This window comes from Haemophilus sp. HN_Hi10, from assembly GCF_049821985.1.
GTDB lineage: Bacteria > Pseudomonadota > Gammaproteobacteria > Enterobacterales > Pasteurellaceae > Haemophilus > Haemophilus influenzae_D.
Genome location: NZ_CP187495.1, coordinates 455,689 through 476,975 on the forward strand (window position 1 = coordinate 455,689; position 21,287 = coordinate 476,975).

Annotated in this window: 18 protein-coding genes; 9 read left to right on the forward strand and 9 right to left on the reverse strand. The window is 38.7% G+C overall.

Annotation, left to right across the window (positions count from 1 at the left end; translation table 11 throughout):
- Positions 1–9 precede the first annotated feature (9 nt).
- The 3 genes from lptD to ACPT8Q_RS02295 all read right to left on the reverse strand — a co-directional run bounded on the left by lptD (position 10) and on the right by ACPT8Q_RS02295 (position 4,611).
- Positions 10–2,358, reverse strand: coding sequence for an LPS assembly protein LptD (lptD, locus tag ACPT8Q_RS02285; protein WP_061671322.1), 2,349 nt, complete (start codon positions 2,356–2,358; stop codon positions 10–12).
- Positions 2,359–2,477: 119 nt separating this feature from the next.
- The gene (locus ACPT8Q_RS02290; RefSeq protein ID WP_425622300.1) at positions 2,478–3,887 is read right to left on the reverse strand and encodes a multicopper oxidase domain-containing protein; all 1,410 of its coding nucleotides are present in this window, start codon (positions 3,885–3,887) and stop codon (positions 2,478–2,480) included.
- 1 nt (position 3,888) lies between these two features.
- Entirely contained in the window at positions 3,889–4,611 is a 723-nt protein-coding gene (locus tag ACPT8Q_RS02295) for a 1-acylglycerol-3-phosphate O-acyltransferase (protein ID WP_425622301.1), read from the reverse strand.
- 85 nt (positions 4,612–4,696) lie between these two features.
- On the opposite strand from ACPT8Q_RS02295, the gene lpxH reads away from it, so the two are divergent.
- Positions 4,697–5,410, forward strand: coding sequence for a UDP-2,3-diacylglucosamine diphosphatase (gene lpxH / locus ACPT8Q_RS02300; protein WP_038440219.1), 714 nt, complete (start codon positions 4,697–4,699; stop codon positions 5,408–5,410).
- 132 nt (positions 5,411–5,542) lie between these two features.
- On the opposite strand, the gene ACPT8Q_RS02305 is transcribed toward lpxH, so the two are convergent.
- Complete coding sequence (locus ACPT8Q_RS02305; RefSeq protein ID WP_005648534.1) at positions 5,543–5,638, reverse strand: methionine/alanine import family NSS transporter small subunit; 96 nt, start codon at positions 5,636–5,638, stop codon at positions 5,543–5,545.
- Between the two features lies 1 nt (position 5,639).
- Entirely contained in the window at positions 5,640–7,166 is a 1,527-nt protein-coding gene (locus ACPT8Q_RS02310; RefSeq protein ID WP_005652302.1) for a sodium-dependent transporter, read from the reverse strand.
- A gap of 244 nt (positions 7,167–7,410) precedes the next feature.
- Between ACPT8Q_RS02310 and ACPT8Q_RS02315 the strand changes: the two genes are divergently transcribed.
- From ACPT8Q_RS02315 to ilvA, 3 genes are all read left to right on the forward strand, one after another.
- Positions 7,411–7,803 (forward strand): ACT domain-containing protein, encoded by a 393-nt coding sequence (locus ACPT8Q_RS02315; protein ID WP_038440217.1) that lies wholly within the window; start codon positions 7,411–7,413, stop codon positions 7,801–7,803.
- Positions 7,804–7,844: 41 nt separating this feature from the next.
- On the forward strand, positions 7,845–9,683 hold the full coding sequence (ilvD, locus tag ACPT8Q_RS02320) for a dihydroxy-acid dehydratase (RefSeq protein WP_038440216.1): 1,839 nt from the start codon (positions 7,845–7,847) through the stop codon (positions 9,681–9,683).
- An 80-nt stretch (positions 9,684–9,763) separates the two neighbouring features.
- Complete coding sequence (ilvA, locus tag ACPT8Q_RS02325; protein WP_038440215.1) at positions 9,764–11,305, forward strand: threonine ammonia-lyase, biosynthetic; 1,542 nt, start codon at positions 9,764–9,766, stop codon at positions 11,303–11,305.
- Positions 11,306–11,343: 38 nt separating this feature from the next.
- On the opposite strand, the gene dnaE is transcribed toward ilvA, so the two are convergent.
- Positions 11,344–14,823: a DNA polymerase III subunit alpha gene (gene dnaE, locus ACPT8Q_RS02330; RefSeq protein ID WP_061671321.1), complete on the reverse strand. Its 3,480-nt coding sequence runs from the start codon at positions 14,821–14,823 to the stop codon at positions 11,344–11,346.
- 239 nt (positions 14,824–15,062) lie between these two features.
- On the opposite strand from dnaE, the gene ACPT8Q_RS02335 reads away from it, so the two are divergent.
- Positions 15,063–16,715 carry a phospho-sugar mutase gene (locus ACPT8Q_RS02335; RefSeq protein WP_050948805.1) on the forward strand — a complete coding sequence of 551 codons (1,653 nt, stop codon included), beginning with the start codon at positions 15,063–15,065 and terminating at the stop codon, positions 16,713–16,715.
- Between the two features lie 81 nt (positions 16,716–16,796).
- Here ACPT8Q_RS02335 and luxS read toward each other — a convergent pair whose 3' ends face one another.
- The 3 genes from luxS to ACPT8Q_RS02350 form a co-directional block, all read right to left on the reverse strand.
- Positions 16,797–17,300, reverse strand: a complete 504-nt coding sequence (luxS, locus tag ACPT8Q_RS02340) for an S-ribosylhomocysteine lyase (protein WP_050948806.1) — start codon at positions 17,298–17,300, stop codon at positions 16,797–16,799.
- Positions 17,301–17,630: 330 nt separating this feature from the next.
- Positions 17,631–18,104 carry a YqaA family protein gene (locus ACPT8Q_RS02345; protein ID WP_050848076.1) on the reverse strand — a complete coding sequence of 158 codons (474 nt, stop codon included), beginning with the start codon at positions 18,102–18,104 and terminating at the stop codon, positions 17,631–17,633.
- Entirely contained in the window at positions 18,104–18,706 is a 603-nt protein-coding gene (locus ACPT8Q_RS02350; RefSeq protein ID WP_005666454.1) for a beta-phosphoglucomutase family hydrolase, read from the reverse strand. Before ACPT8Q_RS02350 ends, ACPT8Q_RS02345 begins: the two co-directional genes overlap by 1 nt.
- Positions 18,707–18,820: 114 nt before the next feature.
- Here ACPT8Q_RS02350 and ACPT8Q_RS02355 point away from each other — a divergent pair, with 114 nt between their 5' ends.
- The 4 genes from ACPT8Q_RS02355 (at position 18,821) to atpB (ending at position 21,258) form a co-directional block, all read left to right on the forward strand.
- The gene (locus ACPT8Q_RS02355; protein ID WP_048946801.1) at positions 18,821–19,198 is read left to right on the forward strand and encodes a PRD domain-containing protein; all 378 of its coding nucleotides are present in this window, start codon (positions 18,821–18,823) and stop codon (positions 19,196–19,198) included.
- 139 nt (positions 19,199–19,337) lie between these two features.
- A complete protein-coding gene (gene rsmG, locus ACPT8Q_RS02360; RefSeq protein ID WP_021034464.1) occupies positions 19,338–19,949 on the forward strand; it encodes a 16S rRNA (guanine(527)-N(7))-methyltransferase RsmG in 612 nt (203 codons plus the stop codon).
- A gap of 118 nt (positions 19,950–20,067) precedes the next feature.
- Positions 20,068–20,442, forward strand: a complete 375-nt coding sequence (locus tag ACPT8Q_RS02365) for an ATP synthase subunit I (protein ID WP_050848074.1) — start codon at positions 20,068–20,070, stop codon at positions 20,440–20,442.
- 27 nt (positions 20,443–20,469) lie between these two features.
- Positions 20,470–21,258, forward strand: coding sequence for a F0F1 ATP synthase subunit A (atpB, locus tag ACPT8Q_RS02370; protein WP_005629251.1), 789 nt, complete (start codon positions 20,470–20,472; stop codon positions 21,256–21,258).
- Positions 21,259–21,287: the final 29 nt, after the last annotated feature.

Here is a 21,287-nt window from a genome sequence, read left to right on the forward strand (position 1 = left end):
GAAAAGAGTTTAATCCAAACTAAATGCTCGAATATAAGGAAGTTTTCCTTTTTCTAGCATTTCTTGAATGCCACTTTGATGGTCATTGCTGCCTAAACCTCTTAATTCTAAGGTTATGCCAATGCTATTATCATAAATAATTTCATTACGTGTTTGGTTTTGGTGGTTTGTGACATTGCGTTTTACACCAACACCTGCAGCCCAACAGCAACTGTTATATTGAATGCCTAGATATTGTTCTACAGGTTTGTTTAAAGCCAAATCTTGATAATAGCGTCCTACTACAGCCCAATTATTGGCAATTTCCCAGCCTACAACCAATCCCACTTGTTGGATATCTTGTTGATAAGCGTTAGCCGATTTACCCAAGTTTTGGTCAATATATTCTTGGTTAGAGTATCGATAATTTAACTGAATTAAATTATTTTTTTCAGGATTATATTCTAGTGATGTATTCGCTAATGATGTTGAATTGGTATGGGTATCAAATTGATAGCTACCACGCCAATGCCATTTATCACTAATTTTCCAATTAGATTCTAATGCCCAAGCAGATGATGAAGTCGGGGTTTTATTTGCTGGGTTTTCATCAATACGAGAATTACTTAAGTAATAAATTTGACCGGCTGATAAATTAAAGCGTTCTTCGCCATCAATATCATAAAAATGCGTTGTACCACCCAAGGTAACTTGATTCGCCGATGAAATTCGGTCTAAACCACTATAACGGTGATCGCGGAATAGCGAATAGTAATCTTGTTGTACTAATGCTGAGTCGTAACCAAATCCTAAATATTCATTATTAAGTGTTGAACCAATATTGCTTTGATTTCGGTAAGGACGATATAAATACTGTACGTGCGGTTCAAAAGTTTGTGTATAGTCTTTTAAGAACTTTGTATCACGCACTAATACGCTTTGTAAATCAACTTTAAATTGTGGAATAACTCGATTTACAGTTTTTTGTACGTCCTCTGCATTTTTTCCTGAACCTTTTTTCTGCTCGTAGCGAGTCGCATAAAGTTTCGTTTCAATATTCAAACTGCCGTATTTATTTGACATTAAAGAATTTAGGCTAGGCTCTGCATGGAAACGCCATGCAGTTGGCATCAATTCACTGTCATTATCAAAACGAACTGCTTGTGAATGTAATTTGAAATTTAACCATCCATTCGCCAAATCATATTTGTGATAGTTGAAATCTAATTGTGGTACTGCACGGTAAGGGCCGATGTTTACAATATCATCAAAAATTTGGAACTGACGCGCAGAAAGAGAAAAATTATAATTGGGTTGGTAATAGGCTATACGAGCATATTGGTTCGCATAACCATCTGTACTGCGTCCATAAATAGAATCAAAATCGTTGAAATAACGTTTATCGCTTACTCGGGTGTAATCAATATTTAGACGCCAATTTTGTAAAAAACTAGAATTGTGATTCCAATAGAACAAATGACGTTTTCGATTATTACTAGCATATTCAGAGTAACGATCGCCACCTAGATATTCGCCCGCCACTTTACCTTCGCCAATAGAGGTTAAATAGCGAAATTCCCCATTTGCTTGCCAACCACGGCGAGACATATATTTTGGGGTAAAAGTAAGATCGTAATTAGGTGCGATATTCCAATAAATGGGTTGTGCATACCAAAGGCCATCTCGGCTAGATGTCCCCACACTTGGAATCAATAAGCCAGAACGACGACGATCTCCAATGGGTAATTGTAAGTAAGGGGTATAAAAGACGGGAACGCCATGTACTTTGAAACGAGCATGCCACATTTCAGCATATTCTTCTTTCACGTATTGACGGATTTCTGACGCATCTACTGCCCAAGCATTGTCGCCGTGCAAACAGGACGTAAAGGTTGCATTCTTCATTACACGATAATTATTATGCAGTGTTATATTATCAGCTTTGCCACGTCCCTGACGACCGACAAATTCATATTCTGAATTTGTTAAATTGCCATCGTGACTATCTAAATTAAACTCTGCATCGTTACCCAACATATTGATTTGATTATCTTTATAATCAAATCCATTGCGGACATAAGCCATACGCAAAGGCGTTGGCTGGTTTCCAGATTGTTTTACCTGCACGGATTGCGCTAACAAATGGCGATTGCCTTGTTTCAAATCTACATTACCTTGATAGGTAGCATCATTTGGCTGATTAATTTCTGCATTATCCGCTTCAATATATACAGGCAGAGAATTCACATCACCCGTCACGACTTCACCTCTAAATTTTGGCACGCCCATTAAACATTGTTCATGCAAATCCGCCAAACTTTGTTGGCTATAAAGTGCGGTCAAAATAGCAAGTGAAATTAAAGTGTGTTTTTTATTCATCGTCTTGTTTTAATTTGTCAGAAAATTGGTCAGATTATACTGGAAAAAGCGCAAGGCGAGTAATATTTTTCAAGAAGCGATTAATAGAATATCCACTGGGTTATGATTAAATTTTTTGTCTATTGAACCATCAATACGCCAAGACAGCCCATATCTTCTAACATTAAATTCGATACTCCAAATAAGAATGGGTAGTTGCCAGAAGATACTTGATCAAATTTCACTAAAATTTGAGTTTTGTTTTTTACCCAAACTGTATCTTTCCAAGCTAATTCTTCTGCTTGAAATTGATGTTCTCCTTGGCTTTCCACCACAAATTTGGCACCTTGAATAGTAAATCCAACAGGTAAACTTGCATTTAAAATCCAGCGTTCAATGGTGCCTTTACGAGCCATAACATCAACCTTGCGTGGGTCAAAACGTCTTTGGTTTATTAAACCGTTTGTGACATCAATATTAAATTCTCGAGTTTGTGCAACGGCTTGTTGTAACATTGCTGGCGCATCCGTTTCGAAAGTTAGATTCGGTTGTTTATTAAATGCTGACATTTCTCCCTTGGCACGCAATTCAAGGACGGTGTTATCTGCCAGTTCATCGCCTGAGAACAACATATTTTTAATTTTGTCGTACAAGCTACGTTTACTTCCGCTAATGAGAGATACGTTGTCAATTTCATTCATATTAACGAGTATTTCTGCACGTTCTCCTGGCGAGAGAACCAAAGATTTGACCGATTTAGCTTTTGGTAAGAAACCTAAATCTTGTGCAATAAGCAGCATTTCTTGATCATTATCCAAGCGTAAATCATAAGCACGAGCCAATGATGCATTGAGCAAACGTAAACGAATCCAACCCCGTGCGACATCTAAATATGGTGCTTCAATACCATTCACTAATAAGCGATTGCCTACAAAGTGCGGTTGATTTTGTTTGAATAATTGGAGACCATCATTGTTAAATTCCATATCTTGTAAAATCAATGGAATGTCATCTACGCCGTATTTATTGGGAAGATTCGCTTTTAGGCTTTGGTCATCTTCAATTAACCACATTCCAACTAAGCCACGATAGGTTTGATAGGCGGAGTTAGCTAATGTCGCAGAACGATACCAACAGCTTGCTGCGGGCTGTTCAATAGGCACGATGGGTGCCCAAGACTCGCCTTTTTTGAGAACTCGAGCTGCCCCGCCAAACAGTTCGCCTGATGCTTGTAAACCTTGAATAGATAAAGCAACTGATTGTGGCAAATTGTTATGATAATTAAGTTTGGCAAAGCTACCTGATTTGATTTTAATGGTTGGGCCAAGATAATTACCGTTGAATCCCCATACTGTCACATTGTGTGAGCCATCTAACGGATAATTCATTTCCTGCATGGTTAATACAATCGGGCGACCGCGACGGACTTCAATTAGTGGCGGCACAACTAGTTTTTCACGGCTTGCCGCTAACAATGGTGCTGGCACTGTGGAAAGCGCGGTAGACATCGCAGCTGTTTTTAATAATTGACGGCGGGAAAGGCGTGGCATTTTAGTTTCCTTTTGCTATCTCTTCATCAAGTTCGGCAATGCGTTTTTCCATTAGATCATGACAATAAGCCGCAAGATCGCGAACATTGTCTTTGGTATAGCCTGAAACATCGATTGGATCCATTATTTCGCAAATCACTTTGCCATTATCCCAACGATTTAAATTAATTTTGTTATGCGTGGTTGAACACACCACTGGAATAATTGGTACACCTGCTGAAATCGCCGCATGGAATGCACCCGTTTTAAAGGGTAATAAACCGCGACCGCGATTGCGAGTGCCTTCTGGGAACATCCAAATTGATAAATTATCTTTATTAATTCGTCGTGCAAGCTGTGACATCGTATTATGCGCTTTTGTGCGGTTTTCTCTATCCAAGAAAATATTGCCCGTTACCCAATATAAAATGCCGAAGAAGGGGATCCAAATTAAACTTTTTTTACCCACGCTTACTGTACGAGGTTGCACCATATAAGAGATTGTCACCATATCATAATTATTTTGATGATTACCGATATAAATGGCACGGCCAATCTGCTCTTGATTTTGAGGAACACGATGTTCTACTTTTAAGCCAAAAAGTGGATATAAACGCCCAAACCAACGAGCAACAATGCCTACGTTGCTTGGATTTTTAAAACGGATAAAAGAATAAATCGTACCCAGTACACAAATTAGAATACAGCAGATTAATACAAGGAAAATTCGAAGTAGTTTTAACATAAGGATGCCCTATACAAAATTTCGTTAAAGTATAGCAAATTCGATCTCAATATGTGCTAATCTAAACAAAAATCGTGGAATTTTTATGAAACATAGCTATTTTATTTCTGATTTGCATTTAAGCGAAACTCAGCCAGAATTGACCGCACTTTTTGTCGATTTTATGCAGAATCTTGCACCACAGGCTGAACGGCTTTACATTTTGGGTGATCTTTTTGATTTTTGGATTGGTGATGACGAGCAGTCTACATTGATTCAACAAGTTAAAGATTTAATTAAGTCTGTAAGTAATCAAGGTGTGCAATGTTATTTTCAGCACGGTAACCGTGATTTCTTGATTGGCGAACGTTTTTCAAAAGAAACAGGGATTCAGTTTTTACCTGATTATCAACTAATCACACTTTATGATAAAAAAATCTTACTTTGTCATGGTGATACACTTTGCATTGATGACGTGGCTTATCAACAGTTTCGTCGTAGAGTTCATCAAAAATGGCTACAACGTTTGTTTTTGTGCTTGCCATTAAAAGTGCGGTTGAAAATTGCGGAGAAAATTCGGGCAAAGAGTAATCAAGATAAACAAGCCAAATCACAGGAAATTATGGATGTAAACCAAGCCTTTACGACAGAAAAACTACAAGAGTTTGGAGTGAATTTATTAATTCACGGACACACACACCGTGAGGCAATTCATCAACAAGAAGGATTTACCCGAATTGTATTAGGGGATTGGCGAAAAAATTATGCATCAATTTTAAAAATTGATGAAAGCGGAGAATTTGGTTTTATTAAAGATTAGAAGTGCGGTAAAGCAAAAACTCGTTATTTTACTTAATGATACTAGAATAATATTTATCCATAAAATCGTACCTAAAAGCTGGCGGATAAGCCCAACTTTTAGATACAGATAAAAGTGCGGTTAATTTTAGGATTAGTTTTCTTTCGGTAAGCGAAGCAACGCATAAATTAATCCTCCCCACAATAAAGTAAGGGCTATGATCATCATAATAATTGCACCAGTAGTCATTTTATTCTCCTTTAGTTTCATCAATCGTTAATTTGGTTTCGCTTTTCCATTTTAAGCGAGAAAGGAAAAATGCCACGACAAGTAAGCTAATGGACATTCCCCAACCAAAGGTATTTACAAACCAGTTTGGATAACCTTCATAACCTTCAGAGAAGACTTTTGCCCCTTCGCTGAAAAGCATAAATGCTAAAACACCACTCGTTAATACAATGCATAAACGCCAGAAGAAACCTACTTTGAAAGATGACGTTTCATTTAAGTGATTACCCAATAAACCGAGTTTTTCATTTGCTACAATCGCAATTAAAGACGCAAATGCTACGGCAACAATACCGAAATAGTTCACAAATTTATCGAACACATCTAACATCGGTAAGCCAGTTGTTGTGCCGAATAAGATGACAGAAACTAGCATCATTGGTACACCCACGATGAATGTCACTTTTCCACGGCTAATGCGAATTTTATCCTGAATTGCGGAAATAATTACTTCGATAACTGAGATGAATGAAGTCAATGCGGCAAAGGTTAATGAACCAAAGAATAACATGCCTAGCACTTCGCCAAATGGTGCTTTGTTGATGATGGTTGGGAACGCAAAAAATGCTAAACCAATTCCGCCTTTTGCTACTTCGCTGACTTCTTGACCTTGCGCTGTAGCAATAAAACCTAATGCTGCAAATACGCCGATACCTGCTAACACTTCAAAGCTACTGTTAGCAAAACCTACAACCAAGCCACTACCCGTCAAATCGGATTCTTTTTTAAGATAAGAGGCGTAAGTCACCATAATCCCAAAGCCGATTGAAAGAGAGAAGAAGATTTGTCCATAAGCGGCAATCCACACACTCGGATTGGATAATTTTGTCCAATCTGGCGTAAATAATGCATCTAAACCTTTTGCCGCACCTGGTAAGAATAAGGAATAAATCACAAGCACCATAAACATCACGACGAGCACTGGCATTAATACGGAAGAGACCTTAGCAATTCCTTTTTGAACACCCATAGAAAGCACGCCTAAGGCAACAATCCACATCGCAATTAATGGTGCGGTTACCATACCAACAAATTCAAAGCTGATACCGTTTTTAATATCGCCCATTTTTAAAAATTCACCGATGAAGAAATCAATGGGTTTATCGCCCCACGCACCAGTGAAAGAAAAATAGGTGTAGCTTGCTGCCCAGCCTAATACTACAGCGTAATATAATCCGATGATGACATTCACCATCATTTGCCACCAGCCAAACACCTCAAAGTGAGGGCTAAAACGACGATAAGAAAGTGGTGCACCACCACGATGACGGTGCCCAATGGCATAATCTAAGAATAAAAGAGGAATCCCTGCGGTTAACAACGCGATAAGGTAAGGGATAATAAATGCGCCACCACCGTTTTCATAAGTGGTGTAAGGAAAACGCCAAATATTACCAAGACCAACGGCAGAACCAATTGCTGCCAGAATAAATGCGCGACGACCAGAAAAAGTCTCACGTTTTTGTGCTTTTGGGGCTGAGTGAGCCATAAATTATCCTATGTAAAAAATGAAAAGAGTTTCAATATAATGAAATCTAATCATCAGTCAATAAATAAGCCAAAAGAGCGGTAAAAATTCACGAATTTTTTAGGGGAAGAACAGGAATATTCAAAGCAAGCCAATTTTCACCGCACTTTTTTCGTTTTTTTTCGTGCCAAGCCCTACCAATGACTCGAAATTTCGCTACAATGCTGAACTTATCCCAAAATAAAAACAACAGGACGCAAACACAATGACAGGCGCACAACTCATTATGGCGTGCTTGAAAGCACACCATGTCACGACTCTTTTCGGCTATCCTGGTGGCGCAATTATGCCAACCTACGATGCCCTTTATGACGCAGGCTTAGATTACTTACTTTGTCGTAATGAACAAGGGGCTGCAATGGCTTCTAATCGCAAACCAAATAATGCGGTAATTTGTACTGATGTGGGGCAGCATAAAATGTGGTCAGCGCAACACATGTTACGCGTAGCACGTCACTGCGGATTTACCGTTACAACAATGGAAATGACACTCATTGAAACCCAAGTGCGGTTAAAAATCACCGTAAAATCTGACCGCACTTTAGATCTATTAGTGAATCAGTTGGTTAAGCTGCCGGATGTTTTAATGGTTAATTAATCATACAAACGAACCCTAAATTTTACTCGGAGAGATTATTTATGCCAAAACTACGTTCAGCGACCAGCACACAAGGTCGTAATATGGCAGGTGCACGTGCCTTATGGCGTGCAACAGGAATGAAAGAAAATGACTTTGGTAAACCGATTATTGCGGTGGTAAACTCTTTCACGCAATTCGTACCAGGGCATGTGCATTTAAAAGATATGGGACAGCTTGTTGCTGCAGAAATTGAAAAAGCGGGCGGCGTAGCAAAAGAATTTAACACCATTGCGGTGGATGATGGTATCGCAATGGGTCACGGTGGAATGCTTTATTCTTTACCAAGCCGTGATTTAATCGCTGATAGCGTGGAATATATGGTCAATGCGCACTGTGCTGATGCGATGGTGTGTATTTCCAACTGTGACAAAATCACCCCAGGAATGTTAATGGCGGCAATGCGTTTAAATATTCCAACTATCTTCGTTTCAGGCGGCCCGATGGAAGCAGGTAAAACTAAACTTTCTAATCAATTAATCCGCTTAGATTTAGTAGATGCGATGATTGAGGCAGCCGATCCGAATGTGTCAGATGAACGTATTGATGCCATCGAACGCAGTGCGTGTCCAACTTGTGGTTCTTGCTCTGGCATGTTTACCGCTAACTCAATGAACTGCTTAACTGAAGCCTTAGGTTTATCTTTACCTGGTAATGGTTCTATGTTGGCGACTCATGCTGACCGCAAAGAATTATTCTTAAAAGCAGGCCGTCAAATTGTCGAGCTTTGCAAACGTTATTACGAACAAGATGATGCAAGCGTATTGCCTCGTTCAATCGGTACTTTTGATGCCTTTGAAAATGCAATGAGCCTCGATATCGCAATGGGTGGTTCAAGTAACACTGTTTTACACTTATTAGCGGCAGCACAAGAAGCAGGCGTGGATTTTAAAATGGAAGATATTGACCGTTTATCGCGCAAAGTGCCTTGTTTAAGCAAAATTGCACCAAACACCAATAAATATCATATGGAAGACGTACACCGTGCAGGCGGTATTATGGGATTGTTGGGTGAATTAGATCGCGCTGGATTAATTCATAAAAATACACACACCGTGCTTGGAATGAGCATGGGAGAACAACTAGACCAATACGATATTATTCGCAATCAAGATGAAGAATTACATAAATTCTTCCGTGCAGGTCCTGCAGGTATCCGCACAACTCAAGCATTCTCACAAGATTGTCGCTGGGATACCGTCGATAATGATCGTGTAAACGGTTGTATTCGCAATAAAGAAAATGCAATTTCGCAAGAAGGTGGCTTAGCCGTATTATTCGGTAATCTCGCTGAAGACGGATGTATTGTTAAAACCGCTGGTGTAGATGAATCTATTTGGAAATTCACTGGCACGGCAATCGTATTTGAAAGCCAAGAAGATGCGGTTGCAGGCATTTTAGGTGGCAAAGTCAAAGAAGGTCATATCGTTGTTATCCGTTACGAAGGCCCTAAAGGCGGACCAGGTATGCAAGAAATGTTGTATCCAACCAGTTACTTAAAATCGATGGGCTTGGGCAAAAAATGTGCTTTATTAACGGACGGCCGTTTCTCTGGTGGTACATCAGGCTTGTCTATTGGACATGCCTCGCCAGAAGCTGCTTCTGGCGGTGCAATTGGCTTAGTACGCGATGGCGATATTATCAACATTGATATTCCAAATCGTGCAATTAACTTAGAAATGAGTAATGATGAACTCGCAGCACGCAGAGCCGAACAAGATCAAAAAGGTTGGCAGCCAGCTCACCGTGAGCGTGAAGTCTCTTTCGCATTGAAAGTATTCGGCCACTTTGCGACCTCAGCGGACAAAGGTGCGGTACGCGATAAAACATTATTAAAATAATTTAACGGTTCCCCCTCCTTCATAAGAGGGGGATAAAACAAAGGAAAAACTAACCGCACTTCATCATCAAAACAAACACTATGAAAAACTTACTCACCAATCCTCAACCTTCTCAATCAGATTATATCAATGCCATTGTTAAACTTGGTTCGCGCGTATATGAAGCTGCGCAAGTGACCCCTTTACAAAAAATGGGAAAACTTTCTGAACGACTGCACAATAATATCTGGATTAAACGAGAAGACCGTCAGCCAGTAAATAGTTTTAAACTACGCGGCGCTTACGCAATGATTTCTAGCCTTTCAGAGGAACAAAAAGCAGCAGGCGTAATAGCGGCATCTGCAGGTAACCATGCACAAGGCGTGGCATTATCGGCGAAACAATTAGGCTTAAAAGCATTAATTGTTATGCCACAAAACACCCCAAGCATTAAAGTGGATGCAGTGCGTGGTTTTGGTGGTGAGGTGTTGTTGCACGGTGCTAATTTCGATGAAGCCAAAGCAAAAGCCATCGAGCTTTCAAAAGAAAAAAACATGACATTTATTCCTCCATTCGATCATCCATTAGTGATCGCTGGACAAGGCACGTTAGCGATGGAAATGCTACAACAAGTGGCAGATTTGGATTATGTGTTTGTACAAGTCGGCGGTGGTGGCTTAGCTGCAGGTGTAGCAATTTTGCTTAAGCAATTTATGCCAGAAATTAAAATCATCGGTGTAGAATCAAAGGATTCTGCATGCTTAAAAGCCGCTCTCGATAAAGGCGAACCAACAGATTTAACGCACGTTGGATTATTTGCAGATGGCGTTGCCGTAAAACGCATTGGCGACGAAACATTCCGTCTATGTAAGCAATATCTTGACGATATGGTATTGGTCGATAGTGACGAAGTGTGTGCAGCAATGAAAGATTTGTTTGAGAACGTTCGTGCTGTTGCAGAACCATCAGGTGCATTAGGTTTGGCTGGTTTGAAAAAATATGTAAAACAAAACCATATTGAAGGCAAAAATATGGCGGCAATTTTGTCTGGCGCGAACTTGAATTTCCACACATTACGTTATGTATCTGAACGTTGTGAAATTGGTGAAAATCGAGAGGCTTTATTAGCCGTAACCATGCCTGAACAACCAGGTAGTTTCTTAAAATTTGCTTATGTATTAGGTAACCGAGCTGTAACCGAATTCAGTTATCGTTATGCAGATGATAAACGCGCTTGTGTGTTTGTTGGGGTAAGAACGACAAATGAGCAAGAAAAAGCAGATATTATTGCAGACCTCACGAAAAATGGTTTTGATGTTGAGGATATGTCTGATGATGATATTGCGAAAACGCATGTTCGCTATTTAATGGGGGGGCGCGCATCAAATGATAACGAACGTTTATATACCTTCGAATTCCCAGAGCAAAAAGGTGCCTTATTAAAATTCTTGGAAACCTTGCAAAATCGTTGGAATATTTCATTATTTCACTATCGTGCCCACGGCGCGGACTATGGAAATATCCTTGCTGGGTTCCAAATTGAACAACGCGAACAAGCAGAATTTGAACAGGTACTTGCCCAACTCAATTATGTTTTTGAAGATGTAACAGAAAGCAAATCTTATCGTTATTTCTTACGTTAATCCTATAAAAAAGGCGTGATATTTTTCACGCCTTTGTCTTATTCAAACTCTAATTCCACCGCACTTTCGCCGAGTAAATTCACCAATTCCGTCAGAATTTCATCTGTTGGAATGATCGACCATTGCACGCCTAAACGTAACAACGCACGACCTTTCGGACTTTGATAATACACATTAATCGGCAACGTTCCACCACTCACTGGCTCAAGTAATGCTTTAAGTTGTTTAATGAAACTTGGTGTAATTTGATGCTCAGAAAGACTAATAGCCAAGGATTTGACATAACGAGAACGAGCCTCATCTAAGGTCATTAACTCGCGCACCGTCATTTTCAAGCCACCAGAGAAATCATCAAAGCTCACCTGCCCTGAAGCAACAATCACTGTATCTTTTTGTAATTTCTCACCAAATTGTTCTAGACTTTCACCAAATAATGTTAAATCTAAGCGACCTGAACGGTCATCTAATGTGGCAATGCCTAAGCGATTGCCTTTTTTTGTGATTGCAATTCGTGATGCGACCAATAATCCCGCCACAGTGCTAATTTGTCCACGGCGATTTGGTGCGAGATCTTTCAACCGCGTCGATGTGTAATGGGAAAGTTCTTTCAAATAACGGCTAACAGGATGACTGCTTAAATAAAGACCTAAGGTTTCTCGTTCGCCATCAAGAATTTGTTTTTCAGTGTAAGGTGGTGTATTAGCATAGGCATTTTCCACTTCTTCATGGGTTTCAGTCAGCACACCGAACATATCCGTTTGTCCTATTGCTTCATCTTTCGCATGCTGATCGGACGCTCTAAGCGCATCTTCTAAATTCTTAGAAAGTGCGGCGCGATGTGGGCCTAATTTATCAAAGGCACCCGACATAATTAGGCTTTCAAAGGTGCGGCGGTTAATTTTTTTCAAATCTACACGAGCGCATAAATCGAATAAATCTTTGAAAATACCCCCTTCATTTCTTGCCGTCACAAGTGCTTCAATCGGGCCTTCTCCTACCCCTTTAATCGCACCAATACCATACACAATTTCGCCTTGTTCATTGACGCTAAAATGATGTTTACCAATATTAATATCGGGAGGTGTCACTTTTAAGCCCATACGTAAACATTCGTCGTACAACCCTACGATTTTATCCGTATTATCCATTTCAGATGTCATCACTGCAGCCATAAATTCCGCAGGGAAATGGGTTTTGAGCCAAAGGGTTTGGTAAGATACCAAGGCATAAGCCGCAGAGTGAGATTTATTAAAACCATAGCCAGCAAATTTTTCCACCAAGTCGAAAATCTTCATAGATAGCTCGCCATCAACACCGTTTTTCTCAGCCCCCTCTTTAAATACAGAACGCTGTTTTGCCATTTCTTCTGGTTTCTTTTTACCCATCGCACGGCGTAATAAGTCAGCCCCACCCAAGGTATAGCCAGCCAATACCTGTGCAATTTGCATCACTTGTTCTTGATACAAAATAATGCCGTAAGTCGGCTCAAGAATAGGTTTCAAACTTGCATGTTGATATTTTGCGTCAGGGTAAGATACTTCTTCTCGCCCGTGTTTACGGTCGATAAAGTTATCTACCATGCCCGATTGCAACGGGCCAGGACGGAACAATGCCACCAATGCAATAATATCTTCAAAACAGTCTGGCTGCAGACGTTTGATCAAATCTTTCATACCACGCGATTCCAGCTGGAATACTGCTGTGGTTTCGGCACGTTTAAGTAATTCAAAAGATTCAGGATCATCAAGTGGAATGGCGGCAATATCTACTCGAGGCTTGCCTTCACGCACCATACGAACATTAATCATATCCAATGCCCATTTTATGATGGTGAGAGTACGCAAGCCTAAGAAGTCGAATTTCACAAGCCCCGCATATTCCACATCATTTTTATCAAAGTGAGTAACTGGATGTAAGCCTTCATTATCACAATAGAGTGGTGAAAAATCAGTAATTAAGGTTGGCGAAATGACCACGCCACCTGCATGTTTACCTGCATTACGGGTCACGCCTTCCAGTTTACGTGCCATATCAATCAACGCTTGCACTTCTTCATCACTATCGTAAGCAGTCTGTAATTGCGGCTCGGCTTCAAATGCTTTGGCAAGGGTCATACCTGGATCTGGCGGAATCAATTTCGAAATACGATCAACGAAACCATACGGATGCCCCAGCACTCGCCCTACATCTCGAATAACCGCTTTCGCCGCCATTGTACCAAAGGTAATAATTTGTGATACCGCTCCACGACCATAGGTTTCAGTAACGTGTTCAATCACGCGATCGCGACCATCCATACAGAAATCCACGTCGAAATCGGGCATAGACACACGTTCTGGATTTAAGAAACGTTCAAAAAGCAAATCAAACTCTAGCGGATCTAAATCCGTAATTTTCAGGGCATAAGCCACTAATGAACCCGCACCAGAACCACGACCTGGACCTACTGGAATATCGTTATCCTTAGACCATTGAATAAATTCCATTACGATTAAGAAATAACCTGGGAACCCCATTTGGTTAATTACATCTAGCTCAACTTGCAAGCGTTCATCATATTTTGGTCGTTTTTCTAACCGCACTTTTTCATCAGGGAATAAAAAAGCTAAACGTTCTTCCAAGCCCCCTTTGGATTTTTGTACTAAGAAATCTTCTGTACTTAAATCGCCAGTTGGGAATTGAGGTAAGAAATATTGACCAAGACGCAAAGTGACACTACAACGTTGCGCAATTAATAAAGTATTTTCAAGAGCGGAAGGAATGTCAGCAAACAGCTTACACATTTCGTCTTCGCTGCGGAAATATTGCTGTGAGGTATAATATTTCGGACGTTTAGGATCGTCTAAAGTATAGCCATCGTGAATTGCTACGCGAATTTCGTGGGCTTCAAAATCCTCTGCATTCAAAAACATCACATCATTAGTTGCGACCAGTGGTAAATTACAACGTTCTGCTAATTTCAAAGCCGCTTGAATATAACGTTCTTCATTGGGGCGACCTGTACGACTTAATGCCAAATAAAAATGATCGGCAAAAAATTCTTGATAAAAAGCGACCGCACTTTCAATTTCGGCTACGTTTTCTTTCAACAATTTTTTACCCACATCGCCTTGCATTCCCCCTGATAAAATAATCACGCCCTCACGATGTTCAATTAACCAATCTTGATCAATATAAGGTAAATCGTTATAACCTCGTTGATAAGCCTTTGATAACAATAAAGTAATATTTTTATAGCCTTCATTATTTTTAGCCAGCAAAGTAAGATCAAAGTATTCATCGCCACATAATGGGCTTTTTACTTTTACATCAGCCCCGATAATAGGCTTCATACCCGAAGAAAGCATTTCGCCATAAAAACGTACCACACCACAAAAATTAGTAAAATCCGTTAATCCCATCGCGACCATTTCATTAGCTGCACAGGCTTTCACTAAAGGTTTCACTTTGACAATACTGTCAATCATCGAAAAATCTGTGTGCGTGCGAAGATGGACGAAACGAGGTTGGGATGACATTGAAAATCCTTAAAGTGCGGTTAAATTTTGCCGTAAATATTGGGGCGATATTATAGCGAATTTTTCAAACAAATTCCTACGATACAAATAGCGTTTCCAAATTAGCTCGGATAACCGATTGCGTGAATAAAAAATGTTAAGTAGATCAAAAAATTGATAATTAGCCGTTTTCATTTTGTTAGATTTCCGCTAGTCTAAGGGCGATTTTTTTATTTATTTCAACGAATAAGGGTAACGCTATGACAACACTTTTTGAGGTTGCACAACATTGGTTAAACCAAGATCCTGACGCAGAAACTCGTGCAGAATTAATCGCACTTTTAGATGCAGCAAAAGGCGGAGATAAAGCGGCAGAAGCAGAATTACATGCGCGTTTTGATGGTCGTTTACAATTTGGTACGGCAGGTTTACGTGGCCGTTTGCAAGCTGGCTCAATGGGGATGAACCGAGTTTTAGTTTCTCAAGCTGCTGGTGGTTTAGCGGAATATTTAAAAGGTTACGATAAAGAACCATCTATCGTAATTGGTTATGATGGTCGTAAAAACTCTGATGTATTTGCTCGTGACACGGCTGAAATTATGGCGGGTGCAGGCGTAAAAGCTTATTTATTACCTCGCAAATTACCGACTCCAGTTTTAGCTTATGCGATCCAATATTTTGATACCACTGCTGGTGTAATGGTAACAGCAAGCCATAACCCACCAGAAGATAACGGCTATAAAGTGTATTTAGGTAAAGCAAATGGCGGTGGTCAAATTGTTTCGCCTGCGGATAAAGAAATTGCCGCATTAATTGATAAAGTTGCGGCTGGCAATATCCAAGATTTACCACGTAGCGATAATTATGTGGTGTTAAATGATGAAGTGGTAGATGCGTACATTGCAAAAACTGCATCATTAGCTAAAGAGCCAGCTTGCGACATTAACTATGTTTATACCGCTATGCACGGTGTTGGCTATGAAGTTTTAAGTAAAACACTAGCAAAAGCAGGCTTACCACAACCTCACGTAGTAGCAGATCAAGTTTGGCCAGATGGCACATTCCCAACCGTGAATTTCCCAAATCCAGAAGAAAAAGGTGCGTTAGATTTAGCAATTAAAGTGGCAAAAGAAAAGAATGCTGAATTTATCATTGCTAATGACCCAGATGCAGACCGTTTAGCCGTTGCGGTGCCTGATACGCAAGGCAACTGGAAATCACTACACGGCAACGTAGTAGGCTGTTTCTTAGGTTGGTACTTAGCAAAACAATATCAAGGTAAACAAGGCACATTGGCTTGCTCGCTTGTTTCTTCTCCAGCACTTGCTGAAATTGCGAAAAAATATGGTTTCCAATCAGAAGAAACCTTAACTGGTTTCAAATATATCGGTAAAGTATCTGGCTTATTGTTTGGTTTTGAAGAAGCATTAGGCTATTTAGTTGATCCAGACAAAGTACGTGATAAAGACGGTATTTCTGCGGCAATCGTGTTCTTAGATCTTGTGCGTCACTTGAAAAAACAAGGCAAAACTTTAGCAGATTATGCTGATGAATTTACCAAAGAATTTGGTGCTTATGTGAGTGGACAAATCTCTATTCGAGTAAGTGATCTTTCAGAAATCGGAAAATTAATGACCGCACTTCGTAACAATCCACCAGCAGAAATCGCTGGCGTAAAAGTGGCACAATTTATCGACCATACTAAAACAGATCGTCAAAGCGATATCCTTGTATTCAACTTGGAAAATGGCGGACGCTTAATTGCTCGTCCTTCAGGTACTGAGCCAAAAATTAAATTCTACTTGGATGCACGCGGTAAAGATCCAAAAGATGCAGATCGCGTATTAGCAGAATTTGATGAAGGTGTTCGTCACATTCTTCGCCAAGATGCTTATGGCAAACAAGCTTGCTAATTAATCGCTTCTAAAAATAAAACGCACTTTGTAGAAAGTGCGTTTTTATTACTAACTTTTTTAGGTTAATCAAGCGTCTTTCTATTTTAATAAGGAATTATCGAGTGCCAAATCTTCATTTTTATTTACCCCTATACCACGTGCGATAACATTTTTGGCAATTTCGTGTGCATCTTCTAAGGAATGTTCCGTATAGCTTCCGCATTGATAGATATTTAATTCGGGAATAGCGGTTTGATCTTGTACACCTAAAACATCTTGCATTGAAGCTAACCAAGCCTCAGACACTTGCTGTTCATTTGGTGTGCCAATCAAAGACATATAAAATCCAGTACGACATCCCATCGGAGAAATATCAATAATTTCTATGCTATCGCCATTTAAGTGATCACGCATAAATCCAGCAAACAAATGTTCAAGTGTATGAATACCTCTTGGGGAAAGAATTTCTTTGTTTGGAATACAAAAACGTAAATCAAAAACAGTAATATTATCGCCTTTTGGCGTGCGCATCGTTTTTGCAATGCGTACTGCAGGCGCGTTCATTTTTGTGTGATCCACTTTAAAACTATCAAGTAATGGCATAAATTTTCCTTGTAAATCAGTTGGTTAAGAAATAATTTGAATAAATATTTCTTTTTTACAAATTTTAATGAACTTTATAGTAAGGTTCATTGTCTTATAGAACAAGCAACTTGCAGTTGTTTTAATAAAATTGGTTCCTTAGGTTATTGCCCCACATTTATTGTGGGGTTTCTTTTATACAAAAATTTTTATTTTGAACATTTTTAAAAAACTTTGAACTTTCTTATAAAGGCTTAGTCTTATAGTGCAAGCAACTTGCAGTTGTTTTAATAAAATTGGTTCCTTAGGTTATTTTCCCCACATTTATTGTGGGGTTTTTTCTTGCGCATTTTATAATAAGAATGGCGTACTAAAAAATAATAACGCAACATAACGAACCATTTTTCCCAAAAAGATAAAGAGGCTACTCGCTACAAAATTTAATCTTAACCAACCAGCTATGGCACAAAATAAATCGCCAATGACAGGTAGCCAGCTCAAAAGTAAAGCAATCGCCCCATAACGCCGTAGCTGATTTATTGCCCATAAAGTGCGGTAATTTTTGGGATCGAATTTTGGTATCCATCGCCCAATCCCGTAAGTAGTTAAACTCCCCAATCCATTGCCAAGCGTGGCGAAAAAAACGAGTGCCAATATATCTGTACTAAATAAAGATCCCAACACTAATTTAGGTACAGCAAGCGCAACAAATATAACTTCTGAATTACCTGGTAATACTGTTGCACTCAAAAACGCGCTGATAAACATAAGGCATAAGCTATTAGCCTGCCAAAAATCAGTACTAAAAAATGAAAAAATATCCATTATCTTGGCGAAATAATTTCTCGCGTGCGAACATCAAACACATCCATCCCCGCATTTAACCCCGCTTGCACGCCTAAATCCGCATCTTCAAATACGATACAACGACTTGGATTTGCTTGAATTAATTCAGCACAGCGTAAAAAGGTTTCTGGGTGCGGTTTATGCTCTTTTACATCGTTTGCACTGACAATGGCATTAAAGTAAGGTGCAATAGCCAGTTTATCCATCAACATATCAATAATTTTACGGTGTGAGCCAGAACCTAGAGCCATTGGCTTTTTCTGATGAAAATATTTAACAATTTCAAAGGTTGGTAATAACTTTGATTGAGTTGGTATAAGTTGATAAGACAACTCACGTTTTGCAGCAAGTACATCCTCAATTCTATCTAATGGCATATTCGCCGCTTTCATCATTTCCCCTGCAATAGTTTTAACCGTCGCCCCACCGAAGTTATACATAATTTGGCAATCAAATTCATAGCCAAATCGCTCTCCCACCATCGTCCAAGCCTGTGCATGCACGGGCATTGTATCAATTAAAGTTCCATCCATATCAAAAATCAATCCTTCATATGGATTGAACATTTTGTAATCTAACATTTTTACATCCTTACAAGTTTTTTACCATTTTGCTACAAAACTGTGATCTATGCACTGTTTTATTTTAGTAAAGTGCGGTAAATTAATGAACAAATTTTGAACTAACAAAAACAAATGCGGTTATTTAAGCAATTAGAACGTTGGAAAATTCGCAAGCAAATAAATCAATCTATTATTGATGTGATATTTCGTTTACGAGCTCGTTTAGCCAATTACTGGCAAGCGGATGTGAATACGCCTCAAGTGGATTTTATGCTGCTGCATATTGCTTGCAGTTTAGGTCGGATAGAACGGGGAGGTTGTGTTTCTCCGCTTTATTCAGAAATGCTAGAAGAAATTCAAAGTGCGGTCATTTTTCCACAAGTTTTAGCTATTCATCAAGATTTACTCAAATTAATGCCATTTTCCATTCCTGAAGCAGAACAAACTTATTTTTTAGTGAACATTCATTCTTTGGTTCTTGAACAGAAGCAATTGAAGTCTTTGAAATGAATTATGCGGATGCTTATTCAATTTATGGTATAAAAATGGAGATTGATTTAGTAAATAATCCATCAAGTTACTAAAAACATTAAGGAAATCTACCGCACTTTTAAGTAAAATAGCGCAATTTTCCAAAGAGATAATAAATATGAAAGCCAAATTAGTCAGTTTACTTGTGCAAGCAAATATAAAAATAAGCGATCAACAAATTCAGCAGTTGATTGATCTGGTCAATTTACTCAATAAATGGAATAAAGCTTATAATTTGACGTCGGTTCGTGATCCACAAGAAATGTTAGTCAAACATATTTTAGATAGTCTTGTAGTAAGTCCTTATTTACAAGGTGATCGTTTTATTGATGTGGGAACTGGCCCAGGTTTGCCAGGCCTGCCTTTAGCTATTATTAATCCTTCCAAACAATTTGTTCTTCTTGATAGTTTAGGTAAGCGTATCAGCTTTATTAGAAATGCTATACGTGAGCTTAGACTTACTAATGCAACCCCTGTTTTAAGTAGAGTAGAAGAATATCAACCTGAAGATAAATTTGATGGTGTACTCAGTCGTGCTTTTGCTTCACTAAAAGATATGACAGATTGGTGTCATCATTTACCAAAAGAAAATGGATATTTTTATGCATTAAAAGGGATTTATCAGGAAGATGAAATTAATGAATTGAATAAAAAATATACTATTCAAAAAGTGATTGAATTATCTGTTCCAGAGCTTATAGGCGAACGACATTTAATCGTTTTACGTTAAATAGTTACAATTTAGTAAAAAATTTCTAAAAGTGTGATTTAGTTAACGTTTTTCAGTGCTTTTTAAGTTGAATCTAATTTGATCAAATGTATAATTAGAGCGTTTTAAGGTTTTAAAAATGTCGAGAATTGTACAACAAGCGAAAGTTCAGTATCAAAAAGCTATTTTTATTGAAATAGTCATTATGCTGCTATTGGCTTGTTTTTTTGCTTTATGGCAAATGAAAAGTGCGTTTGATTTTTTATTCGGATTTCTTTCGGCATTAATTCCTTTCGGTGTTTTTGTGTATGTGGTTTTTTATAGAAAACAACATTTAGCCACAAAATTGACCGCACTTTATAAAGGAGAAGCAATAAAATTTGTTTTAACCGTTGTTTTTATTAGTATTTCATTTAAATACTTTTCGGTTACAAATTTTATTATTTTTTTTAGTGGTTTTTTTATTGCATTAATGTTGAATAATTTAGTTCCATTTTTGCTTCGCCGAATTTGATTTTTATACTTGTACTAAGGGTTTATTATGTCTGGACAAACAACATCGGAATACATTAGCCACCATTTATCCTTTCTCAAAACAGGGGATGGGTTTTGGAATGTTCATATAGATACGTTGTTCTTTTCTATTCTTGCTGCGGTTATTTTCCTATTTGTTTTTTCTCGAGTAGGGAAAAAAGCAACAACTGGCGTTCCAGGAAAAATGCAATGCTTAGTTGAAATTGTAGTGGAATGGGTTAATGGAATCGTGAAAGAAAATTTTCATGGTCCACGTAACGTAGTTGCGCCACTTGCATTAACCATTTTCTGTTGGGTATTCATCATGAATGCTATCGACTTAATTCCTGTTGATTTCTTACCTCAATTTGCAGGTTTGTTCGGTATTCATTATCTTCGTGCAGTGCCGACAGCAGATATTAGCGCAACTTTGGGTATGTCCATTTGTGTTTTCTTTTTAATTCTTTTCTACACAATAAAATCTAAAGGATTCAAAGGTTTAGTTAAAGAATATACGCTTCATCCATTCAACCATTGGGCGTTTATTCCTGTTAACTTTATTCTTGAAACGGTGACTTTATTGGCTAAACCAATTTCACTCGCATTCCGTTTGTTTGGTAACATGTATGCAGGGGAATTGATCTTTATTCTTATCGCTGTGATGTATTCCGCTAATATGGCCATTGCAGCATTAGGGATTCCGTTACATCTTGCTTGGGCTATTTTCCATATTTTGGTTATTACCTTGCAGGCTTTCATCTTTATGATGTTGACGGTTGTTTATTTAAGTATTGCTTATAATAAAGCAGATCATTAATCATTTTTTATTAACTGGCTCTAGGGCTA